This is a genomic window from Salinibaculum sp. SYNS191 (genome assembly GCF_037338445.1).
Lineage (GTDB): Archaea > Halobacteriota > Halobacteria > Halobacteriales > Haloarculaceae > Salinibaculum > Salinibaculum marinum.
The window spans coordinates 1,699,923-1,714,304 of sequence record NZ_CP147838.1 but is presented as its reverse complement, the minus strand read 5'-3'; the positions used below and the strand labels follow the sequence as shown (position 1 = coordinate 1,714,304).

The window sequence follows — 14,382 nt, the reverse complement described above, 5'->3', positions numbered from 1 at the left end:
CGCGGCCGAGCGCGCCGACCGGCCCGGACCGTCCCCGTTCGGCGTCTGATGGCATCGCCCTCGTCGCTCTCCTCGCTGCCGTTCTCCCGACAGTCCAGAGCCGCCGGCCGGACGCAGCGATTCCCCTCCACCGGGCCGGGAGGTCACGGGTTCTGATTCCGATTTCCCCGCTCCGGTAATTCCTGCCAGCGCCGGGTTTCGACCGTGAGACCGCGTCTGGGGCCGCTTCTCGTCGTCCTCCGACTCGCCTCGAACATCTTTATTCTATTGTGAGTAAATTTTTTGTACTTGCGCCCGTACTAGCTCGTATGGCTGTGAATCCCGTATCGAACAGCGAGGAACTGTACATAGAGGGGCGGTGGACGCCGACGACGGACCACATCGAGGTGACCGACCTGGCGGAGGGCGGGACCTTCGCGCGCGTCGCCGCGGCGACACCGGCCGACGCCGAGGAGGCGCTGGCGGCCGCCCAGAAGGCGGAGGTCGCCATGCGCGAGACGACGGTGGTCCAGCGGGCGAACTGGATGCTGTCGATTGCCGAGGGCATCGAGGCCCGGAAGAAGGAACTCGCCGACGTCATCGTGCGCGAGGCCGGCAAACCCATCAGCAGCGCCCGCGGCGAAGTGGACTCCGCGGCCGAGCGGTTCCGACGCGCTGCCGAGGAGGCCCGCTCGCTCGACGGCGACTACATCGAGGGGACCACCGACGGCCACGAGGGCTGGCGGGCGGTCGTGCGCAAGGAACCGGTCGGGACCGTGCTCTGCATCACGCCGTACAACTACCCCCTCTCGACGACGGCGCTGCAGGTCGCGCCCGCACTCGCCGCCGGGAACGCCGTCATCCTGAAGCCGGCGACGAAGACGCCGGTCAGCGGCGCGCTCCTGGCGGAAATCATCGTCGAGGCGGCACCCGACCTCCCGGACGGTGCCTTCGGGTTCGTCCCCGGCCGCGCGAGCGACATCGGCGACGTCCTCGCGGGCGACGACCGGCTCAACGCCATCGCGATGACCGGCTCCTCCGGGGCCGGCAAGCACGTCGCCTCCGTCAGCGGGATGGTCGAACTCCACATGGAACTGGGCGGGAACGCGCCCGCCGTCGTCTTCCCCGATGCCGACCTCGAAACGGTCTCCGCGGCCGCGACGAGCGGCTCGCTGAAGTACGCGGGCCAGCGCTGTTCCGCCGTCTCCCGCGTGCTCGCCCACGAGGACGTCCACGACGAGATCGTCGAGCGCGTCGACGCCCAGATGGACGGCTGGGAGCCGGGCGACCTCTTCGACGAGGAGACGGCCCTCGGCCCGCTCATCTCCGAGTCCCAGGCCGACTGGGTGATGGAACTCATCGAGGACGCCGTCGACCGCGGCGCGACGCTGGTCCGCGGCGGCGAGCGCGACGGCCGCTTCGTCGAGCCGACCCTGCTCGCGGACGTGCCCCAGGACGCCCGCATCGTCCACGAGGAGCAGTTCGGTCCGGTCGTCGTCGTCACCACCTTCGCCGACGAGGAAGAGGCGCTGTCCATCGCCAACGGCGGCGACCTCGGCCTCGACGCGGCCGTCTTCACCGCCAACTACGACCGCGCGATGCGGATGGCCGACAAGCTCCAGGCCGGCGGTGTCCGCATCAACGGCGCGCCCAGTCACGGACTCGGGGACATTCCCTTCGGCGGGACGAAGGACTCCGGCATCGGCCGGGAAGGCATCGGGTACACAATCGAGTCGTTCGTCGAGCGAAAGAGCATCATCCTCTGATGCACCGAGCCAAAATCGTCTGCACGCTCGGGCCCGCGTCGGACAGCAGGGAGACCATCGCGGGTCTCGTCGAGGCGGGCATGTCGGTCGCTCGCCTGAACGCCAGCCACGGCACGACCGACCACCGCGCGACGGTCATCGACCGCATCCGGGCAGTCAGCGAGGAGGCCGGAGAGCCGGTCGCCACGATGCTCGACGTGCCGGGGCCGGAGATACGGACGGCCCCGCTGTCGGAACCGGTCGACCTGCCCGCCGGCAGCGAGCGCCGCCTCGTCGTGGGCGAGACGGTCGACGACGAGGTCGTGGGGCTCTCGGAGTCGCTCTCGGCCGTCGAACCCGGCGACCGCATCCTGCTCGACGACGGCCGCATCGAGACGACGGTCCAGCGCGTCGAGGGCGAGGAGGTCGTCGTCCACGTCGACTCCGGCGGCGAACTCGGCGGACGGAAGGGCGTCAACGTCCCCGGCGTCGACCTCGGTCTGGAGGTCGTCAACGAGAGCGACCGCGAGGAACTCCGGCTTGCGGCCGAGGAGGAGGTCGACTACGTCGCCGCGAGTTTCGTCGGGTCCGGCGAGGACGTCTACGCCGTCAACGCCGTGCTGGACTCCTTCGGTGCCGACATCCCGGTCGTCGCGAAGATAGAGCGCGCCGAGGCCGTCGAGAACCTCGACGGGATACTCGACGCGGCCGACGGCGTGATGGTCGCCCGCGGCGACCTCGGCGTCGAGTGCCCGCTGGAGCAGGTCCCGCTCATCCAGAAGCGCATCATCCGCAGGGCACAGGAGGTGGGCATTCCCGTCATCACCGCCACCGAGATGCTCGACTCGATGGTCCACGCCCGGCGGCCGACCAGGGCCGAGACCTCCGACGTGGCCAACGCCGTCCTCGACGGCACCGACGCCGTGATGCTCTCCGGCGAGACGGCCGTCGGCGACCACCCGGTACGCGTCGTCGAGACGATGGCGCGCATCATCCGCGACGTCGAGGACAGCGAGGAGTACGCCGAGTCCCGGGAACACCGCGTGCCGCCGGCCGCGGAACCGCGGACGGACGCCATCGCGCGGTCGGCGCGCTATCTCGCGCGCGACGTCGGTGCGGAAGCAATCGTCACGGTCACCGAGTCCGGCTACACGGCACACAAGGTCGCCAAGTACCGGCCGGCCGTGCCGGTCGTGGCGGTGACGCCGACCCGGTCGGTCCGCCGTCGCCTCGCGCTGCTGTGGGGCGTCACCCCCCGGTACCAGCCGTCGCCCGACGGCGGTGCCGCCGAACTCATCGAGCAGTCCGCGACCGCGGCCATCGACGCCGGCATCGCCGCGAGCGGCGACACGGTGGTCGTGCTCGCGGGGATGATGACCGAACTGGAGGGCGCGAACACGACGAACACGATGAAGGTCCACCTGGCGGCGGAGATTCTCGCCAGCGGCCGCGGTGTCGCCGGCGGCCGGGCCGCGGGGCCGGTGTTCGCCCCGACCGACGGCGACATCGCGGAGTGTCCGGACGGCGCGGTGCTGTCGGTCCCGGCCGACTTTGACGGCGAGTTCAGCGGCGACCTCTCGGCAATCGCCGGCATCCTCGCCGCCGACGACGGGACGACCAGCTACCCGGCGATGCTCGCCCGCGAACTCGGCGTGCCGATGGTCGGCGGCGTCACGGCGTCGATTCCCGACGGGACCGTCGTCACCGTCGACGGCGACCGCGGCGTCGTCTACGAGTCAGAGGTCGCCGAGCGCTGACGCTGTCTCTCTGTTCACTTTTCGTCCTCCCAGCTAGACCGATTCGGCCGCCGCCAGGCCGTCGAGCAGGGCCGTCGCGCTCGCGCGGTTGGTCGCCAGCGGGACCCCGTGGACGTCGCAGATGCGCAACAGTGCGGAGATGTCGGGCTCGTGGGGCTGTGCGGTCATCGGGTCACGGAAGAAGATGACGGCGTCGCACTCGTCGGTGACGATGTCCGAGCCTATCATCAGGTCCCCGCCCAGCGGCCCGGATTCCTTCGGCGTCACCTCCAGCCCGGTCTCATCGTTCAGGCGGCCGCCCGTAGTCCCCGTCGCGATGAGGTCGTTGCGCGCGAGGACTGCCTCGTGTTCGGTCGCCCAGTCTATCATGTCCGGTTTCTTGTCGTCGTGTGCGATGAGTGCAAGGCGCATGGACAGTAGACACGCCCCAGCCCCTTGAAGCCGCCGCCGCTCGCCCCGCTCACTCGGCGTTGCCGACGCGGATGGCCTGAATCAGCGAGTACACCGGGACGCCGGCTATCTCCTCGGTGCCGTGTTTGTCCACGAGGACGACGCAGGCGACCGGGGTCCCGCCGCGCTCGTTGATGCCTTCGATGGTCTCGCGCATCGTCGTCCCGCTGGTGATGGTGTCGTCGACGACGTAGCACTCCCGGTCGCGGATGTCCGCGAAGTTCTGCGAGAAACTCCCCTGCAGGTCCTCGATGTCGCCCTCCTCCCACTGGTGTTTCCGGGGCGCGTAGGCGGCGATGTCGGTGTCAAGTTCGCGCGCGACCACCGTCGCCAGCGGCGCGCCGGCCTTCTCGATGCCGACGGTCAGGTCGACGGCCTCGCCCTGCTTCGAGAGCAGGTCGGCCATCGCCATGCCGGCGTAGGCCAGCCGTGCGGAGTCACGCCCCAGCGCGCTCCAGTCGACGTGGATGTCGTGCGGTCCGCTCGGCGGCTCCGCTTCCTGGCTGGTCGTGGCCGCGGTGTCGCTGCGCTGGACGAGCCAGCTCGCCGTCTCCCGCGAGACGTTCAGTTCGTCCGCGATTTCGCCCTTCGAGAATCCCCGCTCGGAGAGTTCCCTCGCACCCTCGATGAGGTCGTCGACGTTCTTCATACACTGCACTGGCGGGCTGGCGTTATTGTAGTTTCGTCGGGTTCACAGGCACGCCAGCGGCCGGCGCGCCGTCGTCGCCGGCCGTCCGCTCGCCACCGTCCCGACGTCGTGGGGACCGCGAGTTCCGCACTCGTCCACGCGACAGCACCTCCCGGGCACCGGGACGGCCACCCATCCTCGACTGTTTTAGGGCTCGGTGGTGTACTGTCCGGTCGTGAGCGAGAAACGGGCGGTCGTGGACGCCGACCCCGCTGACCCGGACGACGTCGAGGACGAGGTCGAGGAGCTAATCGACGACCTGGAGGAACTCGAAGAGGCGGCCGACTCCACCGAGGAGCGCCGGGTCATCCGGCAGACCATCGCGACGCTCGGCAGGTACACCGGCGGTCGGATATTCGGGCTCGACGACCTGGTCCAGCAACTCGTCGGCGGGTTCCTCCTCTCGGCCCCGTTCGTCGTCACCGAGGAGGTCTGGAACCTCGCCGCCGGGATGGACTGGCTCCAGTGGAGCATCACCGTCGTCATGGTGGTCGTCATCGGGTACGCGACCCTCTACAGGGCCGACCGGGACCGCGACGTCGAGCGGGAGGAGTCCATCGCCGGGCTGCCGCTGCGCTTCGTCTCGCTGCTGTTCATCGCCTACTTCTCCGTGACACTCCTTTCGTTCGTGTTCAACGCTCCCGAGACCTTCGGGGCGACGCCGGCGACCACGCTGAAGGCCATCTCCATCGGCGCTATCTTCAGCGTCGTCGGCGCGGCCACCGCGGACTCGGTGCTGTAGCCGGCGGCGCTTCGCCCGCTCGGCGGCGAGCGACTATATGACCGCCGCACGTGCGATACCCCATGGAACGGTACGACCTGCTGTATCGGCTGTACGAGGAGTTCGACACCGGGACGCTGCGCGCCTACCAGGAGTTCGTCGACCTCTTTCCACCCGTCGACTCCCGCGTCGCCCTCGACCAGTGGCAGCGTGCGCGCGACGAACTCGACGAGCGGAAAGAGGAGATACGCGACGCGTTCCCGCACCTCGGCGGGACCTACGCGGACCTGGCGGCGCTCGCGACGCGCGAGCAGGCCTTCGCCGCGCTGGACCTCTACACGAAACACGACCGGGGCATCAACGTCCTCGTGCTGGACGTCGACGAGACGCTGCGCTCGGCCGGCAACACGGACAACGAGATTCCCCGCGAGACGCTGCACCTCCTCACCCGGTTCCACGAGGCAGACGTCCCCATCGTCATCTGCACGGGACAGACCCTGGAGAACGTCAAGGGCTTTCTCATCCAGGGCCTGGGCAGCAAGATGGTCCACTCCGGCGACGTCAGCATCGTCTACGAAGCGGGGACGGGCGTCTTCACACCCGGCCACGGTGCCGACACCAAGCAACTCCTCTACGAGACGCTGGACAAGGACGTCCAGGCGATTTTCGGCCAGGTCCGCTCGCGCGTCCTCTCGGAGGCCCCCGAGGACATCCGCCGGGGCTGTCACCTCCAGGGCAACGAGTTCAACGTCACCCTCAAACCAAACTTCGAAACCGGCAGCGACGACGCACACGACGTCGTCGACGACGCCCTCGTCTACCTCCTCGACCTCCTCGGCGACGCCGTCGCCGACGTCGTCGGCGCTGACGTCGACGCAGCCGCTCTCGCCCGGGCGTACTACGCCGACCAGGACCCCGAAATCCGGGACGTGCTGGCCGCGACCGGCGCGCAACCGGCCGTCGACGCCGCTGACGTCCCCGATGCTGTCGCCACGGTCTTCGAGCGAATCGACGTCGCGTACTACGAGGCCGACGCCGCCGAAATCGGCTCGCTCGAACTCAACAAGGTCGTCGGCGTGCAGTCCGCGCTGGAGGTGCTGGGCATCGACGACCCCTTCGCCCTCGTCATGGGCGACTCCAAGAGCGACCTCCGCGTCATGCAGTGGGCCGCCGACACCGACGCCGGCATCGCGGCCGCACCCACACACGCATCGCGGGACGTCCTCGACCACGTCGCCGCGACGGACGAACTGCTGTTCGACCGCGGCGACGCCGCCGAGATGCTCCGGACCGCCTACGCGATGCGGCTGCTCGCCGGACTCGATTGAGACGAAAAGCAGCCGACGGTTACTCCACGATCGCCGCTTCGAGCAGTTCTAGCGGGTGGCGGATGTCGTAGCCCGTCCCGTGTTCCATCTGCATCGCGCAGGTCGGGCACTCGGTCATGCCCGTCCGCCCCTCGGCGTGTTCCATGTGCTCGAACATCTCGTCGCCGATTTCCATCGACTTCTCGTACTTCTCGGCCTTCCAGCCGTAGGTGCCGGAGATGCCCGAACAGGAGTCGCCCACGTCCTCGATGCCGGCGCCGTCGAGGTCCCGGAACAGTTCGACGGCCTGGCGGTCGAGGCCCTGGTTGCGCGCGTGGCAGGGCGCGTGGTAGGCGAACTCCTCGGCGAGGTCGCCCTCGACGTCGGCCGCGGCGAGTTCGTCCCGCACGTCCTCGTGGATGCGGAGGTACTCGACGGACTCGAAGGTGTGGGCGGCCACGTCGTCGATGCCCTCGATGTCGAACAGTTCGGGGTACTCCTGGCGCAGCGCCATCGAACAGGAGGTACACGAGGCGATGGCGTCGTATCCCCGGTCGACGAGGTCGGTCATCGAGGAGACGTTGACCTCCGCGTGGCGGCGGGCGTCCGAAAGCATCCCGTTGGCGAACATCGGCGTCCCCGAGCACTTCTGTTCGGGCACGACCACCTCGTAGCCGAAGTGCTCGAAGACGCGGACCATCGCCTTGCCGACCTCGGGGGTGTTGTAGTTGGAGTAGCAACCGTGGAAGTACGCCACCTTCTTGTCTGCGTCGGCGGGTTCGCCGCGGCGCTTGCGGGCCTGCCGTGCGCGCTCTCTGGACCCGCTGGCCGCGCCCTGCGTCTCCCACCACTCCCGGAACGTCTCGGTGGCGAACGCGGGGAACTCGCGCTCGCTGGTGATTCCCATCGTCTTCTCCATGAGCCACCGCGCCGGCCCGAAGTTCATCGCGACGTTCGCCAGCCGCGGCACCTTGCTCGCGAACCAGGCCGACGTCCGGTAGTTCGCCAGAATCCGGTTGCGCCAGTACTCGACGGAGGTCTTCGACATCTGCTCGCTGACGTACTCGCCGCGGGCGGTGTTGTGCATCTGTGACAGCGGGACGCCCGAGGGACACGCGTTGTCACAGCGCATGCAGTTCGAGCAGTCCATCACCGAGTCGTCGACGGTGTAGTCGTCCTCGTTTTGCTTGAGCCGCCACTGCTCGGGACCCTGGAACTTCGGGCCCGGGAAGTCCTCGTCGACCTCCGCGACCGGGCAGTTCGTGTCGCAGGTCGAGCACTTGTAACACGAGTCCGCGCCGGGGCGCAGGTCGAAGTCGGTGCTGTCCGGGAAGACGTCGACGGGTTCGAAGTCCTCGCCGGTGTTCGGTTCTGCCGGGTCGAAGTCTGTCGGGGAGTGTGCGTCGCTCATCGTGCCTCCTGTGCCGCCGTCCGGCCGGCGGCGTAGCCTGTCGCAATCGAGACGCCGCTGCCGGACTTCTCGGCGGCGAAGTCGTACCCGCCCAGCACCGCGCCGGCGGCCCGCAGGTTCTCGAACTCCACGTTTCCGCCGGCGTCCTCCGGGCGGAGGTCGTCGTCCGTGCTGACGCCGAAGCGGGCGAACGCGTGGTCGCCGAAGGCCTCCGTGTCGAACCAGTCGTAGCGGTCCGCGGCGTGGGGGACGTGACAGTCGAATATCGGTTCGTAGACGGCCTCGCGGTCGGACTCGACGCCCTTGCCGACCAGGCCGCCCGTCGCCAGCACGTACTGGTCGGCGCTGTAGGGAATCTTCGCGCCGTTTTTCTCGACGTAGACCCGCTCGATGTGGCCGTCGCCGTCGTAGTCGACGACCGGATTCCCGGTCTCGAAACTCGCGCCCGCTTCGTCCAGCGCCGCGAACAGCGCGTCTTCGAGCCTGAGTCCCGGGAGCGACGGGGGACCCATCGGCACCTCGAAGACGTCAGCGCCGAGGCGCTCGCGGAGTGCGGCCCGGACGCCCGCCGCGTCGTCGTCGCCGAGGACGGCAGGGAAGCCGACGCGCCCTTCGCCCGCCAGTTCGGTGTTCACCCGCTCGGCGAGCGCGTCCCGCGCGGGGCGCTCGCGGCCGCGGACGGCCACCTTGCCGTTCGTGTCGAGGAGCTTCGCGTACCGGGTCACCTTCGCCTTCGCGTCGAGGGTGCCGGGGAACTCGATGGTGACGCCGCGCACGTCGAAGGGGACGCCGGCGGCTTCCAGGTGGGCGGCGGCGTGGGTCGCGTCGAAGTCGACCATCCCTGCTATCCCGACCAGCAGGACGTCGCGGTCGTCGCTCGCGAGGCCGGCGCTGGCCCCCGCGGGATAGCGCGCGGTCGGCTTGATGGTCCCGCCGTGCGTGGGCAGGAGCGCGTTCGCGTCGGTGTGGCCGCCGCGGTAGTCGGGGGCCACGTCGTCGAACAGCGCCATCGCCTCGCGCACCCCGTCGACCCCGACGGTCCGGTAGGGGTGTCGCTCGGGCAGGTCCGGAATCGCCGCGTACGGGTCGACGAGCGGCCCGTCGCCGTCGGGCGTGTAGCCGAGGACGTCGACGAGGCCGGAGGCGTTGCGGAGCGTGCTCTGCTTGTAGGAGACCAGCCGCACGTCAGCGCCGGCGCGGGCGGCCGACAACGCGCCGGTGAGGCCGGCGAGCCCGCCGCCGACGACCAGCACCTCCGACTCAATCGCCACCGTCGTCACCCCCGTCGGTGGCGACGCCGGACCGCGCGGGGCCGCCGGCCTGCCCCGACCCGCCGTCGAACGCGGCGAAGTCGACCGGCTCGCCGTCGGCCGGGTCGCGGTCGCGGTTCTGCGTCGTCGCGTGCAGCGCGTAGTTCAGCATGGCCTGTGACAGTTGCTCGCCCCACAGCGCGTGGCGCTGTCCCTTCCAGCGCTCCTGGAGGAGTTCGTCCCAGGCCGCCCGCGTGGTCTGCTCGTCGTACTCCCCGTGGAGTTCGCTCGCCATCCGGTGACAGCAGAAGCCGCCCTGGCAGTTGCCCATCGACGCCCGCGTCCGGATGCGCACGGCGTTGAGGTCGGACCCGGACCCCTCGATGGCGTCCTGTATCTCCGCGCGCGTGACGCCCTCGCACTCGCAGACCGTCGGGTTCGGCTCGCTCGTCTTCAGCACCTCGTCCGCCCGCGAGCCGAGACGCTCGACGCTGCGGCGGCCGATGGGCGAGCGCAGACCGAACTCGTCCATGTAGTCGCGCAGGACCGAGAAGTCCTCGCTGCCGGGCAGCGGGACCTCGGCGGTGCGACAGTCGGCGTCGATACCGAACTGCGCGCAGACGTGGTCGCTGATCTCCTCGCCCATCATCCGGTAGGTCGTGAACTTCCCGCCGACGATGCTGGTCATGCCGTGGAGGTCGTCGCGCTCCTCGTGGTCCAGCAGGAAGTAGTCGCGGGTGATGTCGGTCGGGTCGGTGCTGCCCACGTCCGGCGGTTCGTACAGCGGTCGCACCCCCCAGAAGGAGCGGATGGTCCGGGCGTCGGCGAGCATCGGTACCAGCTCCGAGAGGGTGTCGATCATCATGTCGACCTCCCACTGCTCCTCGGGGTAGTCCTCGGGGTCCTCAACCTCCTCGTCGGTCGTGCCGAGGATGGCCGTCGTCTCGTGGGGGACGATGATGTCGGCGTCGCCCTTGGGCCGGCAGCGGTTGATGACGGTGTCGACCTGCCGGGTGTTCATGATGGTCATGACGCCCTTCGAGGGGCGCACCTCGATGTCGACGCCGGCCATGTCGCCGATGCGGCCCGCCCACGCGCCCGTCGCGTTGACGACGTAGTCGGCACGTATCTCCTCGGTGCCGCCCTCGGTCCCGTGGACGCGCACGCCCGACCCGGAGGCGTGGTCGACCTCGACGCCGACGACCTCGCCGTCCTCGACGAGCAGGTCCGTGACCGTCGAGTGGGTCTCGATGCGGGCCCCGTGTTCGCGGGCGCTGGCGGCGTTGGCGACGACCAGCCGGAACGGGTCGACTGCGCCGTCCGGCACCGATATCGCCTTGTCGACGTCCTTCGCGAGGTGGGGCTCCATCGCGCGGGCCTCGGAGTTGGAGACGACCTCTGCCGGGATGTCACAGGCCTCGCACCCGCGCAGCTTCTCCTGGAAGTACTCCTCGCTGTCCTCGGGGCGTTTGACGAACAGCCCGCCGGTCATCTCGACGCAGTGGCTGGCGATGTCCCTGAGCACCCGGTTCTCCTCGATGCACTCCGTCGCGCTCGCCTGGTCCGAGACGGCGTAGCGGCCGCCGCTGTGCAAGAGCCCGTGCATCCGGCCCGTCGTGCCGTGTGTCAGGTTTCCCTGCTCCACGAGGGTCACGTCCAGCCCCCGCATCGCGAGGTCCCGGGCGATGCCGGTCCCGGTCGACCCGCCCCCGATGACGGCGATGTGTGGTACCGATGCCATGTGTGTTCGTCCCCTTCGGAGCCTATCCACTTTATTTCATCGGTGAGGTAAACTTGGTAGTAAAAATTCTAGTCGACCGTGATAGATACGCGGTCACACGTCGGGCGCGTCCCGACGCAGTCGCCGCATGTGTCACGCTGCTCCGCTCCGCTCGAAACCCGTCGAAACGCCGCTGAAATGGCTGAAGCATCTGTTTGTGGTCTCGCGTCCCGACGTATCGCTACTGACCGTCGCGCAGCCCGATTCCATATCTGGACTGCGCGCTCGCAGGTAAACATCCGCTCTCTGGGGTGACTGTCGCGTCGCTGGGGCGGGACAGCCCCCAGTGAGATGGGGGTCCGTGTCGGGGCGACCCGTCGGATTCTCTCCCGCCCCCCTTCCAGAACAGTGATGTCGGAATTCATAAGAGTCACTCTAACGGCCTGAATGGCCGATATTCGGCGAGGTAGTGCCGTCTCCGAGCCAGCGGACAGTATCTTTATCGACAATCCGTGACTATGGATAACATTTATTACGAATCATGGTATTGTTTACTATCACGGCGGCTGGGACAGTAAATTTGGCCGCCCGATGGAGTACACGCAACTATGGCACACACGTACGTCGCTTCAATCGACCAGGGGACGACGGGGACCCGCTTCATGGTCTTCGACCACAGCGGCCAGGTCGTCGCGAACGCTTACGAGAAACACGAACAGATATACCCGGAACCGGGGTGGGTCGAGCACGACCCCGTCGAAATCTGGGAGAACACGAAAAGCGTCGTCCAGACAGGACTCGACGAGGCCGACCTCGACGCGTCGCAACTGGAGGCGCTGGGCATCACGAACCAGCGGGAGACGACTGTCGTCTGGGACAAGGAGAGCGGCACGCCGGTCTACAACGCGCTGGTCTGGCAGGACCGTCGGACCACCGACCGCGTCGAAGAACTCGAAGCGGAAGGCAAGGTCGAGGAGATCCGCGAGAAGACGGGGCTGGAAGCCGACGCGTACTTCTCGGCGACCAAGACCGAGTGGATTCTCGACAACGCCGACCCGCTGAAACTCGAAGGCACCCGCACTGAAGACCTCCGCGACCGGGCGGAGGCGGGGGAGTTGCTGATGGGGACGATAGACGCGTGGCTGATCTACAACCTGACGGGCAACCACATCACGGACGTCTCCAACGCCTCCCGCACCATGCTCTACGACATCGAGGGCCTGGCGTGGGACCCGGACCTGCTCGACGAGTTCGGCGTTCCCGAGTCGATGCTGCCGGAGGTCCGCCCCTCCTCCGACGAGAACCTGTACGGGCACACGGACCCGGACGGATTCCTCGACGCAGAGGTGCCCGTCGCGGGCGCGCTGGGCGACCAGCAGGCGGCGCTGTTCGGGCAGACGTGCTTCGACGAGGGTGACGCGAAGAACACCTACGGGACTGGCTCGTTCTACCTGATGAACACCGGCAACGAAGCCGTCGCGTCCGACCACGGGCTGCTGACGACGATTGGCTTCCAGCTGTCGGGTGAACCCGTCCAGTACGCGCTGGAGGGGTCGATTTTCGTCACCGGCGCTGCCATCGAGTGGCTCGAAGACGTCGACCTCATCTACAACGCCGCACAGACCGCCCAGCTCGCGAGTTCCGTCGACTCGACGGACGGCGTCTACATGGTCCCGGCCTTCACGGGACTGGGCGCGCCCCACTGGGACGGGCGGGCGCGCGGGACCATCGTCGGCATGACCCGCGGCACGAAGAAAGAGCACATCGTGCGGGCGACGCTGGAGTCCATCGCCTACCAGACGCGCGACATCGCCGAGGCGATGGAGGCGGATTCGGGCGTGGAGACGACGTCGCTGCGCGTCGACGGCGGCGCGGTCAAGAACAACTTCCTCTGTCAGTTGCAGTCCGACATCATCCAGACGGAGATTGCCCGGCCGGAGGTCGACGAGACGACGGCGCTGGGCTCTGCGTACGCGGCGGGGCTGGCGGTGGGGTACTGGGAGAGCCTGGACGAACTCCGCTCGAACTGGCAGGTCGACCGGGAGTTCGCCCCGGAGAAAGAACAGAGCGAGGTGGACAAGATGTACAGCCGCTGGGACGACGCCGTTGAGCGCTCGCTCGACTGGGCGCAGGAGGAGTGACCGATGTACGACGTCATCCTGCAGGTTCCGATCATCGACATGCCGTGGGAGGACTTCATCCTCCTCGCCATCACCGCTCTCGCCGGCGGCGCATTCGGTGCCGCTCTCGGTGCACTGCCAGCGTTCATCTTCACCGGCTTCGTCGTGTTCCTCGGCGAGGGGCTGGCCATTCTCGAACGGTCGGTCGGCGGTGCGCTCGGTGCCGTCAACCCGACCGACGTCGCGACCGGCGTGACCGGCGTCATCGGCTTCGGTGCCATCACCGGTCCGCACATCGCCTTCGCCGGCGGTGTCGCCGCTTCTGCCTACGCGGGCAAGAAGTACCCAGAGATGGAACCCGACGGCTGGGACTACCACTTCGGGAAGAACATCCTCTACGCCTTCGGCACCAAGCCGGACATCCTCGCGGTGGGTGCCATCTTCGGCCTGCTTGGGATGCTCATCACCCAGCTCGGCAACGCACTCGTGGTCGTCAGTGGCACCGCCGCCACTGACTTCATCGCGTTCTCGGTGTTCGCGACTGCCTTCATCGCGCGGGCCGTGTTCGGCTACCCGATCGTCGGGCGACCGTCGGGCTCCAGCCTGCTCGACATGTCGCCGTTCGAACGCGAGGAGCCGCGTGCGCAGGCCGACGGCGGCGAAGTACCCACCGAACACAAGGGTCGCCTGGCGACCGAGCCGTGGCTGCCCCACCAGTACAAGTGGTCGGGCGTCACCGTCATCGGTCTCGTCGGCGGCATCCTCGGTGGCTACATCTACATCCAGACCGGGAGCATCTTCCTCGGCTACGCCATCTCCGCCATCAGCCTGCTGTTCCTGAACCTCGGCGTCGAGAAGATACCGGTGACCCACCACATCACCCTCATCGGTGCCGTCGGTGCGGTCGTCTTCCTGCCCGAGGCCGGCGCCGTCGCTGCACTGCTCGCGGCCGGCGTCTTCGGTGCGGTCAGCGGCCTCCTCGGGGAACTGACCCAGCGCCTGTTCTACTCCCACTCCGGCACCCACGTCGACCCGCCGGCGATGGCGATTGCAATCGCGATGTTCGTCGTCGTCGTACTCTCGCTCGTCGGCGTCATCCCGAACGCGGGCTACCTCTAGGCTCTCTCGGATTTCCGTGTTCGCTCTCTGACTGCACCGCTCGCAAACAACTCTACGGCAGCCCACTGCAGCCGTTCCGCCCACTATGCGTCTCTCAGCGTGCCCGCACGTTCCG

General features: G+C 68.4%; 11 protein-coding genes. 6 read left to right on the top strand and 5 right to left on the bottom strand.

Annotated features, from left to right (window positions below; all coding sequences use genetic code 11):
• Positions 1-308: 308 nt before the first annotated feature.
• Positions 309-1,745, top strand: coding sequence for an aldehyde dehydrogenase family protein (locus tag WDJ57_RS09315; RefSeq protein ID WP_338905803.1), 1,437 nt, complete (start codon positions 309-311; stop codon positions 1,743-1,745).
• Entirely contained in the window at positions 1,745-3,481 is a 1,737-nt protein-coding gene (pyk, locus tag WDJ57_RS09310) for a pyruvate kinase (protein WP_338905802.1), read from the top strand. Before WDJ57_RS09315 ends, pyk begins: the two co-directional genes overlap by 1 nt.
• Positions 3,482-3,514: 33 nt before the next feature.
• Here pyk and WDJ57_RS09305 read toward each other — a convergent pair whose 3' ends face one another.
• Entirely contained in the window at positions 3,515-3,892 is a 378-nt protein-coding gene (locus tag WDJ57_RS09305) for a methylglyoxal synthase (RefSeq protein ID WP_338905801.1), read from the bottom strand.
• Between the two features lie 49 nt (positions 3,893-3,941).
• Positions 3,942-4,580, bottom strand: a complete 639-nt coding sequence (gene gfcR / locus WDJ57_RS09300; protein WP_338905799.1) for a transcriptional regulator GfcR — start codon at positions 4,578-4,580, stop codon at positions 3,942-3,944.
• A 391-nt stretch (positions 4,581-4,971) separates the two neighbouring features.
• Here gfcR and WDJ57_RS09295 point away from each other — a divergent pair, with 391 nt between their 5' ends.
• Together WDJ57_RS09295 and WDJ57_RS09290 are read left to right on the top strand one after the other, a co-directional pair.
• Positions 4,972-5,361: a DUF2391 family protein gene (locus WDJ57_RS09295; protein WP_338906279.1), complete on the top strand. Its 390-nt coding sequence runs from the start codon at positions 4,972-4,974 to the stop codon at positions 5,359-5,361.
• 62 nt (positions 5,362-5,423) lie between these two features.
• On the top strand, positions 5,424-6,668 hold the full coding sequence (locus WDJ57_RS09290; RefSeq protein WP_338905798.1) for an HAD family hydrolase: 1,245 nt from the start codon (positions 5,424-5,426) through the stop codon (positions 6,666-6,668).
• A gap of 19 nt (positions 6,669-6,687) precedes the next feature.
• On the opposite strand, the gene WDJ57_RS09285 is transcribed toward WDJ57_RS09290, so the two are convergent.
• Genes WDJ57_RS09285 through glpA form a run of 3 tightly spaced genes read right to left on the bottom strand, consistent with a single transcriptional unit; the run spans position 6,688 to position 11,049 of the window.
• Complete coding sequence (locus WDJ57_RS09285) at positions 6,688-8,058, bottom strand: anaerobic glycerol-3-phosphate dehydrogenase subunit C (protein WP_338905797.1); 1,371 nt, start codon at positions 8,056-8,058, stop codon at positions 6,688-6,690.
• Positions 8,055-9,329, bottom strand: a complete 1,275-nt coding sequence (gene glpB / locus WDJ57_RS09280) for a glycerol-3-phosphate dehydrogenase subunit GlpB (RefSeq protein ID WP_338905795.1) — start codon at positions 9,327-9,329, stop codon at positions 8,055-8,057. Before glpB ends, WDJ57_RS09285 begins: the two co-directional genes overlap by 4 nt.
• Positions 9,319-11,049: an anaerobic glycerol-3-phosphate dehydrogenase subunit GlpA gene (gene glpA / locus WDJ57_RS09275; RefSeq protein WP_338905794.1), complete on the bottom strand. Its 1,731-nt coding sequence runs from the start codon at positions 11,047-11,049 to the stop codon at positions 9,319-9,321. The genes glpB and glpA overlap by 11 nt, the downstream gene beginning before the upstream one ends.
• Positions 11,050-11,636: 587 nt before the next feature.
• On the opposite strand from glpA, the gene glpK reads away from it, so the two are divergent.
• Both glpK and WDJ57_RS09265 read left to right on the top strand, forming a co-directional pair.
• Positions 11,637-13,169 (top strand): glycerol kinase GlpK, encoded by a 1,533-nt coding sequence (gene glpK, locus WDJ57_RS09270; RefSeq protein ID WP_338905793.1) that lies wholly within the window; start codon positions 11,637-11,639, stop codon positions 13,167-13,169.
• Between the two features lie 3 nt (positions 13,170-13,172).
• Positions 13,173-14,267 (top strand): hypothetical protein, encoded by a 1,095-nt coding sequence (locus WDJ57_RS09265; protein ID WP_338905791.1) that lies wholly within the window; start codon positions 13,173-13,175, stop codon positions 14,265-14,267.
• Positions 14,268-14,382 lie beyond the last annotated feature (115 nt).

Excerpts from the sequence above, each read along its gene's own strand:
- WDJ57_RS09315 (WP_338905803.1), top strand. The coding sequence starts at position 309 with ATGGCTGTGAATCCCGTATCGAACAGCGAGGAACTGTACATAGAGGGG.
- pyk (WP_338905802.1), top strand. The coding sequence starts at position 1,745 with ATGCACCGAGCCAAAATCGTCTGCACGCTCGGGCCCGCGTCGGACAGC.
- WDJ57_RS09305 (WP_338905801.1), bottom strand. The coding sequence starts at position 3,892 with ATGCGCCTTGCACTCATCGCACACGACGACAAGAAACCGGACATGATA.
- gfcR (WP_338905799.1), bottom strand. The coding sequence starts at position 4,580 with ATGAAGAACGTCGACGACCTCATCGAGGGTGCGAGGGAACTCTCCGAG.
- WDJ57_RS09290 (WP_338905798.1), top strand. The coding sequence starts at position 5,424 with ATGGAACGGTACGACCTGCTGTATCGGCTGTACGAGGAGTTCGACACC.
- WDJ57_RS09285 (WP_338905797.1), bottom strand. The coding sequence starts at position 8,058 with ATGAGCGACGCACACTCCCCGACAGACTTCGACCCGGCAGAACCGAAC.
- glpA (WP_338905794.1), bottom strand. The coding sequence starts at position 11,049 with ATGGCATCGGTACCACACATCGCCGTCATCGGGGGCGGGTCGACCGGG.
- glpK (WP_338905793.1), top strand. The coding sequence starts at position 11,637 with ATGGCACACACGTACGTCGCTTCAATCGACCAGGGGACGACGGGGACC.
- WDJ57_RS09265 (WP_338905791.1), top strand. The coding sequence starts at position 13,173 with ATGTACGACGTCATCCTGCAGGTTCCGATCATCGACATGCCGTGGGAG.